This window comes from Micromonospora chalcea (assembly GCF_028768405.1).
GTDB lineage: Bacteria > Actinomycetota > Actinomycetes > Mycobacteriales > Micromonosporaceae > Micromonospora > Micromonospora chalcea.
Window position 1 is genome coordinate 3,121,482 of record NZ_CP118233.1, and the last position, 17,431, is coordinate 3,138,912.

21 protein-coding genes and 1 other RNA gene are annotated in these 17,431 nt (G+C 71.6%); 7 read left to right on the forward strand and 15 right to left on the reverse strand.

What is annotated here, in order from left to right:
* The first annotated feature begins 62 nt into the window (after window positions 1–62).
* Window positions 63–908 (forward strand): 3-methyl-2-oxobutanoate hydroxymethyltransferase, encoded by an 846-nt coding sequence (gene panB / locus PVK74_RS13310; RefSeq protein WP_043329285.1) that lies wholly within the window; start codon window positions 63–65, stop codon window positions 906–908.
* A 95-nt stretch (window positions 909–1,003) separates the two neighbouring features.
* Here panB and npdG read toward each other — a convergent pair whose 3' ends face one another.
* From npdG to PVK74_RS13330, 4 genes are all read right to left on the reverse strand, one after another.
* Window positions 1,004–1,702 carry an NADPH-dependent F420 reductase gene (gene npdG, locus PVK74_RS13315; protein WP_069088968.1) on the reverse strand — a complete coding sequence of 233 codons (699 nt, stop codon included), beginning with the start codon at window positions 1,700–1,702 and terminating at the stop codon, window positions 1,004–1,006.
* A gap of 64 nt (window positions 1,703–1,766) precedes the next feature.
* Window positions 1,767–3,203 carry an RNB domain-containing ribonuclease gene (locus tag PVK74_RS13320; protein WP_274479136.1) on the reverse strand — a complete coding sequence of 479 codons (1,437 nt, stop codon included), beginning with the start codon at window positions 3,201–3,203 and terminating at the stop codon, window positions 1,767–1,769.
* An 87-nt stretch (window positions 3,204–3,290) separates the two neighbouring features.
* Window positions 3,291–4,043 carry a histone gene (locus PVK74_RS13325; RefSeq protein WP_274479137.1) on the reverse strand — a complete coding sequence of 251 codons (753 nt, stop codon included), beginning with the start codon at window positions 4,041–4,043 and terminating at the stop codon, window positions 3,291–3,293.
* A gap of 78 nt (window positions 4,044–4,121) precedes the next feature.
* The gene (locus PVK74_RS13330) at window positions 4,122–4,325 is read right to left on the reverse strand and encodes a hypothetical protein (protein ID WP_018787041.1); all 204 of its coding nucleotides are present in this window, start codon (window positions 4,323–4,325) and stop codon (window positions 4,122–4,124) included.
* A 178-nt stretch (window positions 4,326–4,503) separates the two neighbouring features.
* Between PVK74_RS13330 and PVK74_RS13335 the strand changes: the two genes are divergently transcribed.
* Window positions 4,504–5,769 carry a M48 family metallopeptidase gene (locus PVK74_RS13335; RefSeq protein WP_274479138.1) on the forward strand — a complete coding sequence of 422 codons (1,266 nt, stop codon included), beginning with the start codon at window positions 4,504–4,506 and terminating at the stop codon, window positions 5,767–5,769.
* A 4-nt stretch (window positions 5,770–5,773) separates the two neighbouring features.
* Here PVK74_RS13335 and PVK74_RS13340 read toward each other — a convergent pair whose 3' ends face one another.
* Window positions 5,774–6,520: a hypothetical protein gene (locus PVK74_RS13340; RefSeq protein ID WP_274479139.1), complete on the reverse strand. Its 747-nt coding sequence runs from the start codon at window positions 6,518–6,520 to the stop codon at window positions 5,774–5,776.
* Window positions 6,514–6,825, reverse strand: a complete 312-nt coding sequence (locus PVK74_RS13345; RefSeq protein WP_043329277.1) for a PadR family transcriptional regulator — start codon at window positions 6,823–6,825, stop codon at window positions 6,514–6,516. Before PVK74_RS13345 ends, PVK74_RS13340 begins: the two co-directional genes overlap by 7 nt.
* Before the next feature lie 234 nt (window positions 6,826–7,059).
* Between PVK74_RS13345 and PVK74_RS13350 the strand changes: the two genes are divergently transcribed.
* Both PVK74_RS13350 and PVK74_RS13355 read left to right on the forward strand, forming a co-directional pair.
* Window positions 7,060–7,431, forward strand: a complete 372-nt coding sequence (locus PVK74_RS13350; RefSeq protein WP_013287772.1) for a hypothetical protein — start codon at window positions 7,060–7,062, stop codon at window positions 7,429–7,431.
* Window positions 7,428–7,913 (forward strand): roadblock/LC7 domain-containing protein, encoded by a 486-nt coding sequence (locus PVK74_RS13355; RefSeq protein ID WP_043329275.1) that lies wholly within the window; start codon window positions 7,428–7,430, stop codon window positions 7,911–7,913. Before PVK74_RS13350 ends, PVK74_RS13355 begins: the two co-directional genes overlap by 4 nt.
* Window positions 7,914–8,044: 131 nt before the next feature.
* On the opposite strand, the gene PVK74_RS13360 is transcribed toward PVK74_RS13355, so the two are convergent.
* Both PVK74_RS13360 and PVK74_RS13365 read right to left on the reverse strand, forming a co-directional pair.
* A complete protein-coding gene (locus PVK74_RS13360; protein ID WP_209962772.1) occupies window positions 8,045–9,001 on the reverse strand; it encodes a threonine/serine dehydratase family protein in 957 nt (318 codons plus the stop codon).
* Window positions 9,002–9,202: 201 nt separating this feature from the next.
* Window positions 9,203–9,598, reverse strand: a complete 396-nt coding sequence (locus tag PVK74_RS13365) for a VOC family protein (protein ID WP_104112461.1) — start codon at window positions 9,596–9,598, stop codon at window positions 9,203–9,205.
* Window positions 9,599–9,709: 111 nt separating this feature from the next.
* On the opposite strand from PVK74_RS13365, the gene PVK74_RS13370 reads away from it, so the two are divergent.
* Window positions 9,710–10,177, forward strand: coding sequence for a DUF3592 domain-containing protein (locus PVK74_RS13370; protein ID WP_187694103.1), 468 nt, complete (start codon window positions 9,710–9,712; stop codon window positions 10,175–10,177).
* 64 nt (window positions 10,178–10,241) lie between these two features.
* Here PVK74_RS13370 and PVK74_RS13375 read toward each other — a convergent pair whose 3' ends face one another.
* The 4 genes from PVK74_RS13375 to rnpB all read right to left on the reverse strand — a co-directional run bounded on the left by PVK74_RS13375 (window position 10,242) and on the right by rnpB (window position 12,749).
* Complete coding sequence (locus tag PVK74_RS13375) at window positions 10,242–10,676, reverse strand: hypothetical protein (protein ID WP_124779027.1); 435 nt, start codon at window positions 10,674–10,676, stop codon at window positions 10,242–10,244.
* 119 nt (window positions 10,677–10,795) lie between these two features.
* Window positions 10,796–11,368, reverse strand: a complete 573-nt coding sequence (locus tag PVK74_RS13380) for a hypothetical protein (protein WP_069088961.1) — start codon at window positions 11,366–11,368, stop codon at window positions 10,796–10,798.
* A 566-nt stretch (window positions 11,369–11,934) separates the two neighbouring features.
* The gene (locus PVK74_RS13385; RefSeq protein WP_043329266.1) at window positions 11,935–12,216 is read right to left on the reverse strand and encodes a hypothetical protein; all 282 of its coding nucleotides are present in this window, start codon (window positions 12,214–12,216) and stop codon (window positions 11,935–11,937) included.
* A gap of 124 nt (window positions 12,217–12,340) precedes the next feature.
* An RNA gene (rnpB, locus tag PVK74_RS13390) (RNase P RNA component class A) lies at window positions 12,341–12,749 on the reverse strand.
* A 155-nt stretch (window positions 12,750–12,904) separates the two neighbouring features.
* Here rnpB and PVK74_RS13395 point away from each other — a divergent pair.
* Window positions 12,905–13,666 (forward strand): sulfite exporter TauE/SafE family protein, encoded by a 762-nt coding sequence (locus PVK74_RS13395; RefSeq protein WP_064448270.1) that lies wholly within the window; start codon window positions 12,905–12,907, stop codon window positions 13,664–13,666.
* A 25-nt stretch (window positions 13,667–13,691) separates the two neighbouring features.
* On the opposite strand, the gene PVK74_RS13400 is transcribed toward PVK74_RS13395, so the two are convergent.
* Window positions 13,692–14,915 (reverse strand): MFS transporter, encoded by a 1,224-nt coding sequence (locus PVK74_RS13400; protein WP_210886942.1) that lies wholly within the window; start codon window positions 14,913–14,915, stop codon window positions 13,692–13,694.
* A 56-nt stretch (window positions 14,916–14,971) separates the two neighbouring features.
* On the opposite strand from PVK74_RS13400, the gene PVK74_RS13405 reads away from it, so the two are divergent.
* The gene (locus tag PVK74_RS13405; RefSeq protein ID WP_064448268.1) at window positions 14,972–15,439 is read left to right on the forward strand and encodes a MarR family winged helix-turn-helix transcriptional regulator; all 468 of its coding nucleotides are present in this window, start codon (window positions 14,972–14,974) and stop codon (window positions 15,437–15,439) included.
* A 56-nt stretch (window positions 15,440–15,495) separates the two neighbouring features.
* On the opposite strand, the gene mctP is transcribed toward PVK74_RS13405, so the two are convergent.
* Both mctP and PVK74_RS13415 read right to left on the reverse strand, forming a co-directional pair.
* Entirely contained in the window at window positions 15,496–17,139 is a 1,644-nt protein-coding gene (mctP, locus tag PVK74_RS13410) for a monocarboxylate uptake permease MctP (RefSeq protein ID WP_069088949.1), read from the reverse strand.
* A complete protein-coding gene (locus tag PVK74_RS13415; RefSeq protein WP_043329258.1) occupies window positions 17,139–17,381 on the reverse strand; it encodes a DUF3311 domain-containing protein in 243 nt (80 codons plus the stop codon). The genes mctP and PVK74_RS13415 overlap by 1 nt, the downstream gene beginning before the upstream one ends.
* Window positions 17,382–17,431 lie beyond the last annotated feature (50 nt).

Here is a 17,431-nt window from a genome sequence, read left to right on the forward strand (position 1 = left end):
CCGGTGCGACGATCGCGGGGAACCCGGGGACCGCGTGCGCGGCCTCGAGGAAGGAGATTGTCATGGTGGAGTCCACCCCGGCCGAGGTGACGGCGCTCTACGGCGGCCCGGCCACCCGGCGGGTACGCACCCGCGACCTGATCGCCGCCAAGGAGCGCGGCGAGCGCTGGGCGATGCTCACCTCGTACGACCAGTACACCGCCTCGATCTTCGACCAGGCGGGCATCCCGGTGCTGCTGGTCGGCGACTCGGCGGCGAACAACGTGTTCGGCTACGAGACCACGCTGCCGGTGACCGCCGAGGAGCTGCTGCCGCTGGTCCGCGCCGTGGTGCGGGCCACGAAGCAGTCGCTGATCGTCGGCGACCTGCCGTTCGGCTCGTACGAGGAGGGCCCGGCGCAGGCGCTGCGCACCGCGGTGCGGTTCATGAAGGAGGGCGGCTGCCACGCGGTGAAGCTGGAGGGCGGACGGCGCTGCGCGGCCCAGATCGAGGCCATCACCGGCGCCGGCATCCCGGTGATGGCGCACATCGGCTTCACCCCGCAGAGCGAGCACACGCTCGGCGGCTACCGGGTGCAGGGCCGGGGCGAGGCGGCCGAGGAGGTGCTCGCCGACGCGCGGGCGGTGGCCGAGGCGGGCGCGTTCGCGGTGGTGCTGGAGATGGTGCCGGGCGAGGTCGCCAAGCGGGTCACCGCCGAGCTGGCCATCCCCACCGTCGGCATCGGGGCCGGCCCGGACACCGACGGGCAGGTGCTGGTGTGGCAGGACATGGCCGGGCTGCGGACCGGCCGGGCGCCCCGCTTCGTGAAGCGCTACGCCGACCTGGCGGGCGCGCTCACCGACGCCACCCGCCGGTTCGCCGACGAGGTACGCGGCGGCGATTTCCCCGCGGCCGAGCACACCTTCTGAGGGTGTAAGGAAGGGCCCCTTCTTAACGCCTGGCGTAGAGGAGGGGCCCCTTCTTAACACGCGCGCGCGCCGCGCGCCGCGCGGCGCGCGGCGGTTCAGAGGTCGGTGACGCGGATGCCGGCGTGCGCCTTGTAGCGCTTGTTGATCGCGATCAGGTTGGCGGTGAACGCCTCGATCTGGTGGGCGTTGCGCAGCCGGCCGGCGTAGATGCCCCGCATGCCGGGGATCCGCGCGGCCAACGCGGCCACCACGCCGGCCACCTCCCGGTCCTCGGTGCAGATCAGCACGTCGAGGTCGATCCGGTCGATCTGCGGGTCGGCCAGCAGCGGCGCGCTGACGTGGTTGAACGCGGCGCACACCCGGGACTCGGGCAGCAGCCCGGCGGCCTGCTGCACCGCGCTGCCCTCTGGTACGTCGAGCGCGTACGGGCCCTGCTTGTCGAAGCCGAGCGGGTTGACGCAGTCCACCACGATCTTGCCGGCCAGCGGCTCGGCGAGCGCGGCGACGGTGACCGCGTGCCCGTCCCACGGCACCGCCACGATCACCACGTCGCTGCGCCGGGCCACGTCCTCGTTGTCGCCGCCGGACACGATGGCGCCGTCGGGCACCCCGGGCAGGGCGGCGATCTCGGCGGCGGCCTGGGAGGCCCGCTCCGCGGTGCGGGAGCCGATCAGCACGCTCTGCCCGGCGCGGGCGAACCGGTAGGCGAGACCTCGTCCCTGGTCGCCGGTGCCACCGATGATGCCGACGGTCAGCCCGGAGACGTCGGGCAGCGTGGTCGCGTCGTAAGCCATGCGCTCATCCTCGCAAAGCGAGGCGGCGTGCGGTGCATCCCGATGCTGTGACAATGGCCGCTGGTCAGGCCCGTTCGAAGGCGACCCGGCGCTGGGCCGGGTCGGCGACGGTGAGGCGTACCCGGACGCGCTCGCCCAGCGGCAGCTCGCCGGTGCAGCGGGCGCGGACCGGCGGCTCGTCCAGCGCGATCGTGCCGCCGGGCGGTCGGCCGGACCGGCCGTTGCCCGCCGGGCGCGGCTCGTCGACGTCGAGCACGGCCGCCTCGAACGTCTCCCCCACCCGGTGCGCGAGCAGCACCGCCTCGGCCAGTTCCACGGCGCCGCGGCTGGCCGCGCCGGCGGTCCGGTCGGTCGTGGCCATCACCTCGGGCAGCTTCGGCAGCGCGGCCCGCACCTGCTCGGGCACCTCCCGGCCCTCGTGCAGCGCCAGGCAGACCTCGGTGGCGTAGCGGTCGGCCAGCCGCCGCAGCGGCGCCGTGACGTGCGCGTACGCGGCCGCCACCCCGCCGTGCTCGGGCTGCTCGGGCAGCTCACCGTCGAACGCGGTGTACGCGGCGCCGCGCATCAGCTCGGCGGCCTGGTCGACGAAGGCGGCCACCCGGGGCTGGGAGGTGTCCAGCCCGTCGAGCACCTGACCGACGGGGGTGCCGTCCGGCCAGGGCACGCCGAGCGGTCCGGCGGCCAGCCGCAGCCGCTCGACCGCCTCCGCGCGGGGACGCGGCATGGTGCGCAGCAGCCCGATCCGGCCGGCCAGCATGATGTCGGCCGCCGCCATCCCGGTCAGCAGCGAGATCTGGGCGTTGTGCTCCTCCATCGGGCCGGGGCCGCGCAGCACCAGCCGCCACCCGTCGCCGTCGGGTTCGACGTCCTGCTCCGGCAGCGGCAGGTTGATCGCGCCCCGGCTCAGGCCACGGGCGGTGAGCAGCGCCCCGATCTCGGGCAGCAGGGCGATCGGCTCGGGCAGCCGGCCGGCGTCGGCGTCGCGCTGCACGCCGCCGTAGTCGAGCTTGGCCCGGCTGCGCACCAGCGCCCGCTCCAGCGTGACCGCGACGGTGGCGCCGTCGGCGTCCAGGTCGACGGTCCAGAGCACCGCGGCCCGGTCGGCGTCGGGCAGCAGGCTGGCCGCCCCTTCGCTGAGCGTGTGCGGGTGCAGCGGCACGTTGCCGTCGGGCAGGTAGACCGTCTGCCCCCGGCGCCACGTCTCGGCCTCCAGGTCACCGCCGAGGCGTACGTGGGTCAGCACGTCCGCGATCGCGTACCGGACGCGGTAGCCGCCGCCGGGACGGCGGGCGAGGTGCATGGCCTGGTCGAGGTCGCGCGAGGTCGCCGGGTCGACGGTGACGAACGGGACGTCGGTCCGGTCGGCGACGGCCGGTGGCGGCGCGGCTGCGGCCGCGTCGGCCTCGCGCTGCGCCGCGGCCGGGAAGCTCTCGGGCAGTCCCAGCTCGCGGCGCAGCGCGCCGAAGTCGATACGGGGCGCCAGTACGCGTCGGATCACCACGTGGTCAATCCTGACAGCGCCCCGCTCGTTCCGCCCTTCGGGGCGAGCGCCGTGTCCGTGCGGCGCCCCGCGGGAGGGCGGCGGGGGTCAGGCGCGGCGGGCCGGCGCCTTCCGGGCGGTGCTCTTGGCGGTGGTGGTCTTGCGGGCGGGCGCCTTCTTGGCCGCTGTGGTCTTCTTCGCCGTGGTGGTGGTCTTGCGCGCGGGCGCCTTCTTCGCCGCCGCCTTGCGCGCCGTGGGGCGGGTCGAGGCGGTGGCCTTCTTCGCCGGAGCCTTCTTCGCCGCTGTGGTCTTCTTGGCGGCGGTGGTCTTCTTCGCCGCCGCGGTGACCTTCCGCGCTCCGGTCGCCTTCGTCGCCGCCGCCGTCTTCTTCGCGGTCGTCTTGCGGGCCGGCGCCTTCTTCGCGGTGGTGCTCTTGCGCGCGGTGACAGTCGACTTCGCCGCCGTGCTCTTCCGGGCGGCGGTGGTCTTCTTCGCGGCCGTCGTCTTCTTCGCCGCGGTGGTCTTCTTCGCCGTCGTCTTCTTCGCGGTGGCCTTCTTGGCGGGCGCGCTCTTGGCGGTGGCCCGGCCGGCCGGCGCCGTCCGGGTACCAGCCTTCTTCGCGGCCGTCTTCTTGGCGGTCGTCCTGGTGGTGGCCTTCGTGGCCGGCGCCCCGCGGACCGCCGACACGACCTTCTTGGCGGCCGCCTTCTTCGCCACCGCCTTCTTCGCCGGCGTCCGTCCGGCGCCGGCGCCCGAGGCGTTCGGCGACGCCTTGGTGACCGTCGTCGACCTGCCCGCGGCGGTCCTCTTCGCGGTCGTCCGTTTCGCGGCCGGGCGGGTGGCCTGCTGTGCTTCGGCCATCTCGGTTCCCTTTCCTGGGGACGTGCTCCCGCCCTCGCGGGAGCACGGATCACCTCGACGCGGGCCCTCCCGCGCCGTCTAGCGGCCCTCCCCGGCCCAACGGGCGTCCTCGGCGTCCCACGCGTCGTTCCGCTCCCGCACCGTCTGCAGGGCGTTGTCCGCGTCGGCGGCTGAGGCGTACGGTCCGAGAACGTGCCGTGCGGGACACACGTCGGCATCGGTCTCGACCCGGTGGTGTCGCGTGCACCAGTAGTAGTGCCCACCACTTCCGTCGTCGCTCATGCGATCACTGTGCACTGGTAACCGCCCGTCCGCCACCGGAACGGCCCAAATAGTCACGCTTCTCCACATTAGACCTGGTCGGGACGGTTGCGGTGGGGAACCGCGCAAGCCCGTCCTCGTCCGAACGGCGGGTACCGCCAGTGGTGCGAACCGGACAGGATCGGCGCTCGTGATCACCATGACGACGGGCACGGGGGCCTGTCCGCGCTGCGGCACGACGCCGGTGTCGCTGGACGGGGCGTTGCCGTGGTGCCCCGGATGCGACTGGAACCTCGACACCTACGACGCGCGCCGCCAGGCGCCCGAGTTCGGCTGGTCGCCTGTCGACCGGCGGACCCACCGGCTCGCCGCGCGGCTCACCCGTCAGCAGTACGCCGCCCTGGTCGCCCGGTCGCTGAAGTCGACCGGGCCGGGGTTCGCCGGCCTCCTCGTCACCGGCATCTCGGTGCTGCTCCTGCTCGGTGTGGCCGGGCTCGCGGTGGCCGGCGTGTGGCTGCTGTTCGCGTACCCCTTCCCGAACCTCGCCGTGGTCGGCGGCGTGGCGCTGATCGCGCTGGCGGTGGCGCTGCGCCCGCGCTTCGGCCGGATCGACGGCGACCTGGACGTGCTCACCGCGCAGGAGGCGCCGGAGCTGCACGCCCTGGTCCGCGAGGTGGCGTCGGCGGTGGGCGCGCCGATGCCGCACGTGATCAGCGTCGACGGCGGCATCAACGCGTACGCGACAGCGGTCGGGCTGCGCCGGCGGCGCGTGCTCGGCCTCGGGCTGCCGTTGTGGGGTGCACTGGACGGGCCCGCGCGGGTGGCGCTGTTGGGGCACGAGCTGGGCCATTTCGTCAACGGCGACGTACGGCGCAGGCCGGTCACCCAGCCGGCGCTGACCATGCTCGGCAACGCCGCCGACCTGTTCCGGCCCCGGGGCGGCTCCGACGGCGGCGGGCTGCTGGTGATGGTCGGCGAATGGCTCGGGCGCCTGGCGTCCTGGACGCTGTCCCGGCTGCTGTTCGCCGGGCACGTCGTGCTGGTCGCCACCGCGCTGCGGGAGAGCCAGCGGGCCGAGTACCTGGCCGACGAGATGGCCGCCCGCGCCGGTGGCACCGCTGGTGCGACCCGCCTGATGGACACGCTGCTGCGTACCGACACGGTGGCCACCGTGGTGCGCAACGCGGTACGCGGCGGACACGGGCCGGACGCCTGGCGGGTGGAGACGGGGCGCGCGCTGGACGCCGCTACCGAACGGCTGTCGCTGGAACGCCAGCTCACCGTCCGGGAGGAAACCTCGCTGTTCGCCACCCACCCGCCGAACGGCCTGCGGCACCGGATGCTCGGCGCGCGGCCCTGGCAGGATCCGGCCGTGACGCTCACCGAGGAACGGGCCGCGCGGATCGACGCCGAGCTGGCACGGCACTACGAGCGGGCGGGCCGGGCGCTGAGCTGGAACTCCTGACCCTTCAGGCGAGAGCCGGGACGGGCGCGGCGGCCGCCGCCGGCCGGGCCGCCGCGATCGCGTACGCCAGGACGTAGGGCGTGCACGCCAGGTAGAACATCGGCTCGACGAGCACCCGGTCGGTGATGAGGAACCGTTCCCAGCCGGTCGGCCGGGGCAGCCCGAACGACGAGTCGGTCCAGCAGGTGAACAGCCACAGCGGCGCGGAGATCCGGTCCACCGAGTCCGGCGGCAGGCCGTCCGCCACGGGCGCGCCGGCCGGGATCGAGGTGACCACCGCGAGCACCACCGCCGCGTCGGCCGCCACCAGCGCGCCGAGCAGCCCGGCCAGCCACGCGGCCCGGACCCGGCCCCGGCGTGCCAGCGCCCCGGCGGCCCACAGCGCCGCGACCAGCAGCGCCAGCCAGAGCAGCACCCCGGGCACCTTCTCCCCCACCCGGCTCTCGCCCCGGGCGGCGAGCAGCGCCGACGTGGCGGTCACCGTCGCGGCGATCGGCAGCACCACGCCGAGCGCGGTGGGCAGCGCCCCCACGCGTACGGTCCGGCGCGCGGCCCGGGCGACGACGAGCGCGAGCGCCACGCCGAGCAGCGCGGTGAGCGCCGACCAGGCCGGCAGTTGCGCGGCGGCGCGCATCTCCAGCCACCCGTGCGCCAGGGCCATCGCCGCGGCCGCGGCCACGAGGACCGCGAGGCAGGCCGGCGGCGCGAACAGCAACACCCCGGCGGTACGCGCCACCCGCCGGGTCACCACGCCGGGTCCGCGCCGGCACGTTCGGCGGGTACGAGGGCACGCAGCTCGGCCAGCGCCAGCCGGGCCGAGCGGATGCCCTCCCCGGTGAGGCGGTAGTAGCGGCGGGCCGGGCGGCCGGCGGCGACCGGGTCGACGGCCTCCCAGTCGGCGGTGAGCCAGCCGGCCGCCTGGAGGCGGTGCAGCACCGGGTAGAGCGTCCCGCTGGGCAGGCCGGTGAGCCGCATCAGGTCGAGGCCGTAGCGCGGCGCCTCGGGTTCGGCGAGCAGCGCCGAGAGCACCTTCGCCACCGGGATGGTCAGTCGCACAGCGGCACTCTATCGGAACTCTACATAGCATGGATGCACCGTCTTGCCGGGACGGACGGCGATCGGCGATGGACGGCGTGGTCCCTCCCGCGGGACCGGTGGCCCGTCCGGAGGGCCCGCTCAGGTGGATCACCGGTGGTCCGTGTGCACCTCGCACCTCCATATGCGAGCCTCGACGGACGAATCCGCTGTCGCGCTTCCAGCGGACAGCGGCCCGAGTTGGGGAGAGAAATCGTGGGCAACCTTGACATCGCGCTGAAGAACGCGATGAACATCGACGGCGCGATCGGCGCCGCGCTCGTCGACTACACCAGTGGCATGACCCTCGGCGTCGCCGGTGGCACCGGCGAGATCGACCTGACCGTCGCCGCCGCCGGGAACACCGACGTCGTACGCGCCAAGCTGCGCACCATCGAGATGCTCAAGCTCGACGACGAGATCGAGGACATCCTGATCACGCTCGGCAGCCAGTACCACCTGATCCGCCCGCTGAGCAACCGCACCGGCAAGGGCCTGTTCCTCTACCTGATGGTCAGCAAGAGCCGGGCCAACCTCGCGATGGCGCGGCACCAACTGCGCACGATCGAGGAGAGCCTGGAACTGTGAGCCGGGTGGACGACCTCCCCCGCCGTACGCGCCCCCAGACCGGCACCCTGCCGCCACCACGCGCGCTTCCGCCCTCGCTGGCCGGCAACCCGACCCTGCCGTACCCGGCCATCGCCCAGGAACTGTCCGCGCTGCGGTTGCAGATCCCCGGCGTGCACGGGTGCGTCCTCGGCGGCGTCGACGGCCTGCTCGTCACGCACAACCTGCAGAACGGCGCCGACCCGGACGACCTGGCCGCGCTCGCCGCCACCACGTACGGGCTCGGCCGCCAGGTCGGGCTCCGGCTCGGACAGGGCGACTTCCAGCAGTCCACGGTCCGCAACGCGGGCGGCTACCTCAGCGTGTACGCGATCAACGGCCAGGCCCTGCTCGCCGTGGTCGGCACGGACAGCATCAACGTGGCGCGCCTGCACCTGCACGCCCCGACCACCGCGGCCAAGCTCGCCGAGCTGCTCGACGGGGTCAGTCCGACCACGTCCTGACGTACGCCGGCCGCTCGGTCCCACCCGTCCGAACCGAGCCGGCCGGCGTACCCCAGGTTCGGTAGCTTGTGCGCGGCGGTCGCCCGCTCCGGCGCGGCCGTCCCGTGCTCGGTGGTCCCGTGCCCGGCGGGTCAGACGCCGAAGCGGCCGGCCCACGTCGTCACGTCGGCCACCGTGGCGTTGCCGCCGCAGACCACCAGGCCCAGCCGGGCGTCACCGCCCACCCGCTCGACCACCCGGCGGGCGGCAGGAAGCAGACAACCGGCGGCCGGCTCGGCCCACACCTTGGCGTGCTCGGCCAACTCCAGCGTGCCCCGCACCGCCTCGGCGTCGGAGACCACGAGGACGTCGCTGACCAGCGCGGTCACGTGATCGTAGGTGAGCTGCGAGACGCTGGGCGCGCTGAGCGTGGTGACGATCGACGACAACGGCACCTCGACCGGGCCACCCTTCGCGATCGCCTGCGACATCGCCTGCGCACCCTCGGTCTCCACGCCCCAGACGCGTACCCCCGGCCGGCGCGCCCGCAGCGCCGCCGCCACGCCCGAGATCAGCGCGCCGCCGCCGATGCTGACCAGCACGTCGGTCAGCTCACCGGCATCCTCGGCCAGCTCCAGCCCGACAGTGCCCTGCCCGGCCAGCACGATCGGGTCGTCGAACGGGTGCAGCAGCGTCACACCCTCGTCCCGCAGCCGGTTCATCAGCGCGAACGCGCCGGCCATGTCCTCGGTCAGCCGCACGTCCGCCCCGGCCGCGCGGGCAATCTCGACCGCGCGGGCGGGCGCGCTGCGCGGCATCACCACTGCCGCCGCCACCCCGAGGGCGCCGGCCATCACCGCGACCGCGATGCCATGGTTACCGCCGCTGACCGCCACCACCCCGGCCGCCCGTTCGGCGTCGTCGAGCGCGAGCAGCTTCGCCGCCGCGCCCCGGGCCTTGAACGATCCGGTACGTTGCAGCAGCTCCAGCTTGGCGGTCACAGGTACGCCGAGCAGCTCGGTCAGTCCCGGGCTGGGCAGGGTCGGCGTGTGCACCACGACGTCGGCGATCCGGTCGGCGGCCGCCTGGATGTCCGCAAGCTCGATCACCACCGCAGCGTGCCACAAGCAACCCGCCGGCTTTCTCCCCGCCCTTGCCCGCTCTCCCCGCCCTCCCCGTCCCCCCACCTCTCGCTCTCCCCGTCGATCTTGGAGTTGTGGTGCCTGCCGAACTTCGCGAAACGGGGCGTTGTGGGCGCCACAACTCCAAGATCGGTGGGAGCCAGGTCGAGCACCTGGGCTCGATCGCTGTCACGGGCGGGTGGCGGCCACCTCGGCGTCGCTGCGGAGGATGCAGAACTCGTTGCCCTCCGGATCGGCGAGCACCACCCAGCCGGTGCCGTCGGTCTCCCGCCGGTCGGCCACCACCGCCGCACCCAGCCCGGTCAGCCGGACCAGTTCCTCGTCGCGCGTCCCCTCGACCGGGCGCAGGTCGAGGTGGATGCGGTTCTTGACCCGCTTCGCGTCCGGCACCTCGATGAACAGCAGGCGGTGCCGCCCGTCCCGCGAGTAGATCATGCACTCCTCATGGCCCGGCTCGTTCGGGTCGACCGGGTCCTCGCGGTAGTCCAGAACCGATGCCCACCAGCGGGACAGGGCATAGGCGTCGGCACAGTCCACGGTGGTGTGGGACACGTAGGAGGTCACACGTGATCATCGCAGAGTGGCACGGGTTGCAGCGCCGGCGGCCATGGCGGCTGGCGACGAGCGAGGACGTGCTACAACGCACTCATCCCGAGGATGCTGGGAGGACCGGCAATGGCGAGCCCGTTCGGCCGACGGGAACTCAAGTTGGTCCTGGCGGTTGTCCTGGGCACCCTTCTGGTCGGCGGCGGGATGCTGCTCCACGATCGGCTGAGCACGGCGATCGACGAGCGGGTACTCGCCGGCGCCGAGACGACCGGCCAGGTGGTTCACGTCGAACGGTTCAAGATCAGCCGATCGTTCGCCGCCACGAGGCTGACCGTGGACTACACGTTCGACGGCATACGGCACCGGAAGCGGTTCTCCAGCGAACTCGACGAGAGTGAGTTCCACGTCGGGGACGTACTCGATGTACGCGTCGACCGGACGGATCCGACCAGGGCTGCCACGCCTGACGGGTACGCGACGGAGGATCTTCTCCTGCAGGCGCCGACCGTGCTGGCAGGCCTGGGCCTCGCCGTGATCGCGATCTCGCTCGCGCTGCTCAGAAAAGATCCCCCACCCCACAAGTATCCTCGCTGAGCACGGATCCCGATGGGCGGAACCGGAACTACTACCAGCACAAACGCCCCGAAGCACGCTCCCGCTACAGCTCGCCCGCTGCGGCTACCAGGACCACCGGGCCGTGGGTGTCCGACACCCCGACGCCGACACAGATACTCCGATCTGCAAAGCGCCACACAGCCACATCCGACATGACGCCGAGAAGGAACCCGGGAAGTTCCGGAACGCTCTCTCCCCGCACCATGAGATCCATGTACGGCCGTAGGTCCACGCTCTCGGCTGGTCCCCACAGCCGGCTCAACGCCTCTTCGAGAGAGGCGCAGTCCTGTTCGAAGCGCTCCAGGACCTCAAGAACCTGCACGTTGTCGTCGAACTCTTCGGTGACACTCAGATACAGAGCCAGGAAGTCGTATCCCACCACGGGTAGAGCAGCGGGCCCGGGACTGGGTGGAGGTTGCGTTGCGAGGTCGAGCGTCCGCAGTTCGAGCACACGCCCCACGCAGTCAGCGAGATCCACAGCCGGCACTGTAGGCGAGAACTTCAGGGGCGGTGAGGGGCAGTAGCGGAGTGCGCAGCGGGCACGAGGGGCAGCCGCGCAGAGATCCGCTTCAGCGCTTGGCCTTGGTTCGTTACGCGTCAGCCCACCGTGCCTATGCGTGAACACTTGCTCAGAGCCTCGCGCTCCCAGTCGCTTCCTACGAGAGCGACGGGGTAGCTGACCCTTCTGCCTTGCTTGTCATCGGTCTCGACCGACAACCCTAGCGGCAGCGGCTCTCGCTGGAGGCGTGCGACCGAGCAATCGAACCACAGCTCGACCGCGAGCTGACCGGTGCTGCCAGGCGGTAACAACCGGGGCGATCCGATGCTGTGTATCACGACGCCCGGCCTCTTTGCGTGAACCCGACGAACGGTGATCGGCCCGGGGCCGGCGTTGGCCAACGCCAAATACCCGGACAGTCGGACGGGTCCCGCGGAGGCCGCGCTTCCAGAGTCGGCCGATTGAGGGAAGGCCACGAATGCGACCACGGCGTTCCGCTCCCGCTGATCACGCGAGTCCCGCAGTTGGCTGACACCGAAGCCGCCAAGCACAACGCCGACCACGAAAGCGGCGACGAGCCGCAGGATCATCTTCTGTCTGGCCAGGAGACGGTCATGGACGGTGGTACCCGACCCCGCCGACTGGTGATCGTGGTCGTCCAGGTCGATCACTGCATGCTCCGCGGCATGGACGTCAGCCTAGGTCTCTTCACACCAGCCTCACAGTCCTGTGCCGCTGTTCGATTGGATAGCTCGGTCCTGGCTGCGCATCGTTCTGTGCTATCTGGTCGGTGCCTGTCTGTCGCCGGGGGAATCCTTCAGCCGCGCCGTACTGAAGTTCGCATCCGCCAACTCGTGGCGACCGGCGAACCGGTCCAAGCAGTGATGGAGGGGTTCAAGTTCGGCGATCATGCCACGTACGTGGCTCGTGGCCGAACCTGGAGCGTTCCCTTGGAGAGCGCCTGGGGTAATGGGCCCGGCTACTCGCGAGGCGAAAGCGTCACCATCTATGTGTCGGAGACTGACCCACAGTTCGTCGCGACCAGGGATGGCTACGTGACCAGCAGTGTGCAAACACTCGCCCCGTTCCCGCTGATCGGGGCCGGCATGCTCGTCATACTCCTTGCCGGGCCAGGGCTCGCTACCCGAATAGCTCGTGCGCGACTCAACCAGCTGGTGGGATGACAAAGTCTTTCGGGAGGAAGAGGTCGTGCGTCGCGCTTCGGCGACGGTACGGCTCAGACGAGTGCCGAGGCAGGCAATCCCGTGTCTTCTGCCTCAGGTCGGACGCGCACCCAGCCGAGCTCAGCGTCGACGAGTGCTTGTGCGAGCCGCCGCACGAGTAGCTGTGCCTGCCGTCCGGCGGTGTCCACTTCGACGTCCAGGTGCCAACGCCCGTCGCCTGTGCCGGCACCCGTGACGCTGCCCTCGTCGCCGATGGCCTGCTCCAGGAGGTCTTCCACGTCGTCCCGGTCGACTGCGTCAGGTAGTGGCTGATCTCCGATGATCTCGACGAACATGCGAGGACGATAGCGGGCAGTGCCGCCACCCTCCTGGGCCGTGGTTGGGCCGTCGTTGGGCCGTCGGGGCCGTCACAGGGGCGTCGAACGCCGACCAAGAGCGGGCGGCTCACCTGGTGGGCGACGGACGAGTCGACCTGTACGCCGGATTCTGTGCCCGGCACGCCCGTAGGCGCACCGGCGGCGGCCATCCATCTCGGCCTGCCGTTGCCGGCAGGCTCCAGCGGCCTACCCGCAGACATCGGGCGGGCAGCCCTCAAGCGTCTGCGCGGGTCGTCATCTTGCGGTGACGGCCCTTTCTTGGCCTTGCTCCGGGTGGGGTTTACCGAGCCACCCCGGTCACCCGGGGTGCTGGTGGGCTCTTACCCCACCGTTTCACCCTTACCGTCCCGTTACGGGCCGGCGGTCTGTTTTCTGTGGCACTGTCCCGCGGGTCACCCCGGGTTGCCGTTAGCAACCACCCTGCCCTGTGGAGTCCGGACGTTCCTCGGCGACGGGCCGGAGCCCGTCGACGCGACCGCCCGGTCGACTCGTCCGTCGCGCTCTCATCCTAACGACGCACCCGCCGCGCCCATTTCCCGCCCACCACCTCGGGGAGGTGCCGGCATCAACCGGCTCTCGATACAGCCACCTCCCCGAACCGGCGCGATGCGCGTTCGCCCGCCCGACCGACTAGCCTCGGGGGACCATGGATCTCTCCGACGCCGCGCTCCTGCTCGCCGCCGGTCTCGCCGCGGGCACAGTCAACGCGGTGGCCGGAGGTGGCTCGCTGATCACGTTCCCGGCGATGATCGCCACCGGTCTGCCGCCGGTGGCGGCGAACGTCTCCAACTCGGTGTCGGTCTTTCCCGGGTACGTGGCAAGCGTGGCGGGCAGCCGGATGGACCTGCCGCGCGGGCGGCAGCTGTGGTCGCTGCTGCCGACCGCCGTGCTCGGCACGATCGCCGGGTGCGCGCTGCTGCTGGCCACCCCGGCTCGGGCGTTCGAGCTGGTGGTGCCGTTCCTGGTGCTCGGCGCTACCGCCGTACTCGCGTTCCAGGGTCCGCTGCGCCGGCTGGTCGGCCATCCGGAACGGCTGGGCGCGCGCCGCCGTACCGTCACGGTGCAGACCATGGTCGCGCTCGGCACCGTGTACGGAGGCTACTTCGGCGCGGCCCTCGGGGTGATGCTGGTGGCCGGGCTGGCGCTGGTGCTGGACGCGACGCTGGCCCGGGTGTCGGCGGTGAAGAACCTGCTCTCGGCCGTGGTGGGGTTGACCACGCTGGTGGTGTTCGCCCTGTTCGGCCCGGTGAACTGGGCGGCGGTCGCGGTGGTCGCGCCGGCCACGCTGTTCGGCGGGTACGCGGGCGCGCGGCTGGCCCGCCGGCTTCCGCAGGTGGTGTTGAAGACGGTGATCGTGGTGTTCGGCACGGCCATCGGGTGCTACCTGCTGTGGCGCGCGCTGACCTGACGCCGCCCGGGGCAAGACCGGAGCGTCAGTACGCCTCCCCCACCGGCTCCTCCGGGGCGTGCTCGGCACGGCGGGCGGCCCGGTTCCAGATGACCCGTTCGCCGTAGCCGGCCGCCATCAGGTGACCGAACGCGAGGTAGACCAGCACGCCGGCGGCGAGCACCGCGAAGCCGACCCAGAACGGCAGCGCGAGGCCGTGTTCGGCCAGCTTGCCGGAGATGATCGGCGCGGGTGCGGCGGCGCCCCAGCGCACCAGGTTGAACGCGCCGGTGGCGACGCGCCGGTCGGCGGAGCCGAGCCCGAGTGCCAGGTCGGTCAGGTTGGCGTTGGCGAGGCCCATGAACAGGCCGGCGACGACGAGTACGACGAGCGACATGGCGGTGCCGGTGGAGGTGGCGAACGCGACCATGCAGGCCAGCAGGCCGAGCAGGGCGACGCCGACGGTCTGCACCGCGCCGATGCGGTGGGCCAGCCGGTGCCCGATCAGCAGGATGCCGGCGGCGAGGCCGAGGCCCCAGCCGGTGAACGCCAGGCCGAGCGGGATGACGTCGAGGCGCAGGAACAGCGGCGTGTAGCCGAGTACGACGAAGAAGACGAAGTTGTACGCGGCGGTGACCACGCACAGCGTCACGAACGCGGGTTTGCGGTAGGTGGCGAAGATCTGGCCGACGCGTACCGGTGGTTGCTTGTTCGCCGGTTCGCGCAGCTTGCGGGCGGCGACGCCGAGCGCCAGCACCATGAACACGCCGCAGACGAAGAACGGCAGCCGCCAGCTCACCTCGCCGAGCAGGCCGCCGATGAGCGGGCCGACGGCGAAGCCGAGCCCGAGGGCGGTCTCGAACAGGCCGACCACCCACTCCCTGTCGTTCGCGAGGTTGACCAGCACCACCATGGCGGTGGCGAAGAACATCGCGTTGCCCAGGCCCCAGACGCCGCGCAGCACTGAGAGCTGCACGATGTCGTTGCTGAAGGAGGCGAGGATCGCGGCGAGGCCGACGACGGAGACGCCGGTGACGAGCACCGGTTTGAAACCGAACCGCCCGCTGGCCAGCGTCGCCGGGATCATGCCGACGGCCATGACCGCGATGTACGCGGTGAAGAGCAGCTCGACCTGCCAGGCGGTGACGCCGATCGCCTCGCCGATGGCGGGCAGGATCGGGTCGACGACGGCGATGCCGGCAATGGCGAGGAACGCGACGAGCGTGGTGGCGTAGATGGCACTGCGGTTGGGCTCGGATCGGCGATCCACTCCGCAACCTCCCAGATAGCTGTATTGTACAGGTAATTTTCTTGTATCATACAGCTATGAGCGAGGACGTCCACGGCACCGAAGTCACCCTCGGCCGGATCGAAACCGAGGTCGCGTTGCTAATGCGGCTCGGCGAGGCCACCCGCCGGGGCACCGGCACGATGGAGCACCGGCTGCTCGACCGCGCCGCGTACGTGATCCTGCGCCACCTGGACGCGGCCGGCCCGCAGAACGTCTCGGCGCTCGCCGCACGGCTGAGCCTGGACGGCTCCACAGTCACCCGGCAGGTCTCCGCGCTCCAGCGCGACGGCCTGATCTCGCGTACCCCCGACCCGGCCGACGGGCGCGGCACGGTGATCTCCGCGACGGCGGCCGGGCTCCAGCGGATGGCCGCCGTCCGGGCGGCCCGCACCCGGCTGTACGGCGACATCCTCGCCGCCTGGCCCGAGGCGGACCGGGAGACGCTCGCGGACATGTTGCACCGCCTCAACGAGGCGCTCGACGCGCGCACCCGCCGCCGCTGAGGGTGTTAGGAAGGGCCCCTTTCAATGCACGAGGCGTTAATAAGGGGCCCTTCCTTTCATGCCACGGGCTCGCGGGCTGCGTCGGCGGAGGGCGTCACGCGCGGGTCGTCCTCGTCGGCGAAGTAGTCGTCCGGCGTGGTGTGGTCGGGGCCGTCGGCCACCTTCGCGGCGCGCAGCACCAGCGTGAGCAGCGCGGCCACCACCAGGTTCACCAGCACCGCGACGATGCCCACGTAGATGGTCTTCGGCGTGTCGAAGCCGAACTTCTCCAGCGGGAACGCCGACCCGGCGAAGTGCTTCTTGCCGGTCGCCGGGTTGCCGATCTGGTAGAGCATCCACATGCCCAGGCCCATGCCGGCGGCCCAGCCGGCGATCAGCGCGCCCCTGTGGAACCAGCGGGTGTAGAGGCCCAGCGCCACCGCCGGCAGCGTCTGCAGAATGATCACGCCGCCGATGAGCTGCAGGTCGATGGAGAACTGCGGGTCGAGGAAGACGATGCAGGCCACCGCGCCGACCTTCACCACCAGCGAGGTGATCTTCGAGACGTTCGCCTCCTGCGCCGGGGTGGCGTCGCGCTTCAGGTACTCCTTGTAGATGTTGCGGGTGAACAGGTTCGCCGCCGCGATCGACATGATCGCCGCCGGGACCAGCGCGCCGATGCCGATGGCGGCGTACGCCACCCCGGCGAACCAGTCCGGGAACTGCTGGTCGAACAGCAGCGGCACGACTGTGTTGCCGTCGGTGGTGCCCTCCTTCGCGCCCGGCAGCGGCTTCACGTTCGCCGCGATGGCCATGTAGCCGAGTAGCGCGATCAACCCCAGCAGCAGGCTGTACGCGGGCAGCGCGGACATGTTCCGCTTGATCACGTCGCGGTTCCGGCTGGCCAGGACACCGGTGATGCTGTGCGGGTAGAGGAACAGCGCCAGCGCCGAGCCGAACGCCAGCGTCACGTACTGGATCTGGTTGTTCTGGTTGAGCAGGATGCCGTCGCCAGGCGCGGGTGACGCCTGGAACTTCGCGTCGGCGGCGTCGAAGATGGCGCCCCAGCCGCCGAGCTTGTACGGCAGCCAGATCACCGCGACCAGGATCACGATGTAGATCAGCGAGTCCTTGACGAACGCGATCAGCGCCGGCGCGCGCAGCCCGGACTGGTACGTGTACGCGGCCAGGATCGCGAACGCGATGATGATCGGCAGGTGCCGGGCCAGCGCGCTGTCCCCGGTCACGCCCATGGTCTTGAGCACCGCCTCGATGCCGACCAGTTGCAGCGCGATGTACGGCATGGTGGCGACGATGCCGGTGATCGCGACCAGCAGCGCCAGGATCGGCGAGCCGAACCGGTTGCGGACGAAGTCGGCGGGGGTGACGAAGCCGTGCCGGTGCGAGACCGACCAGAGCCGGCACAGCACCAGGAACACCAGCGGGTAGATGACGATCGTGTACGGCACCGCGAAGAAGCCGGCCGCGCCGGCCCCGAAGATCAGCGCCGGGACGGCGACGAACGTGTACGCGGTGTAGAGGTCACCGCCGACCAGGAACCAGGTGATCCAGCCGCCGAAGCTGCGCCCGCCCAGCCCCCATTCGTCCAGGTGGGCCATGTCGGTCGGTCTGCGCCACCGGGCCGCCACGAAGCCCATGGCGCTGACCAGCAGGAACAACAGCGTGAAGACGATGATCTCGGTGAGGTGGTCCCGCCACATCAGTGGTCACCCCGCTTCTTGGTCATCTGGTAGACCAGCGTGGTGGTGCCGACGCCCAGCAGGATCCAGGCCAGTTGCAGCCAGTAGAACCGCGGGAACCCGAACAGCCGGGGTGAGTCGGCGTTGAACAGCGCCGGGATCAGCGGCACCACGATCGGGATGAAGAGCAACCAGTTCCAGGGACTCTTGTCCTTCGCCCTGGATCGCGCCGTGTCGAGCGCCTCCGGTTCCGGTTCGGACATGTGACACCCCTCCGGGCATTCGTAGCGGGCCATGTGACGGCCGGAGGCTA

Bases quoted from the DNA above. Each gene is read 5' to 3' on its own strand.
- panB (WP_043329285.1), top strand. From the start codon at position 63: ATGGTGGAGTCCACCCCGGCCGAGGTGACGGCGCTCTACGGCGGCCCG.
- PVK74_RS13405 (WP_064448268.1), top strand. From the start codon at position 14,972: ATGAGCGAGGACGTCCACGGCACCGAAGTCACCCTCGGCCGGATCGAA.
- PVK74_RS13415 (WP_043329258.1), bottom strand. From the start codon at position 17,381: ATGTCCGAACCGGAACCGGAGGCGCTCGACACGGCGCGATCCAGGGCG.
- PVK74_RS13335 (WP_274479138.1), top strand. From the start codon at position 4,504: ATGACGACGGGCACGGGGGCCTGTCCGCGCTGCGGCACGACGCCGGTG.
- PVK74_RS13370 (WP_187694103.1), top strand. From the start codon at position 9,710: ATGGCGAGCCCGTTCGGCCGACGGGAACTCAAGTTGGTCCTGGCGGTT.
- PVK74_RS13325 (WP_274479137.1), bottom strand. From the start codon at position 4,043: ATGGCCGAAGCACAGCAGGCCACCCGCCCGGCCGCGAAACGGACGACC.
- mctP (WP_069088949.1), bottom strand. From the start codon at position 17,139: ATGTGGCGGGACCACCTCACCGAGATCATCGTCTTCACGCTGTTGTTC.
- npdG (WP_069088968.1), bottom strand. From the start codon at position 1,702: ATGGCTTACGACGCGACCACGCTGCCCGACGTCTCCGGGCTGACCGTC.
- PVK74_RS13395 (WP_064448270.1), top strand. From the start codon at position 12,905: ATGGATCTCTCCGACGCCGCGCTCCTGCTCGCCGCCGGTCTCGCCGCG.
- PVK74_RS13330 (WP_018787041.1), bottom strand. From the start codon at position 4,325: ATGAGCGACGACGGAAGTGGTGGGCACTACTACTGGTGCACGCGACAC.
- PVK74_RS13385 (WP_043329266.1), bottom strand. From the start codon at position 12,216: ATGTTCGTCGAGATCATCGGAGATCAGCCACTACCTGACGCAGTCGAC.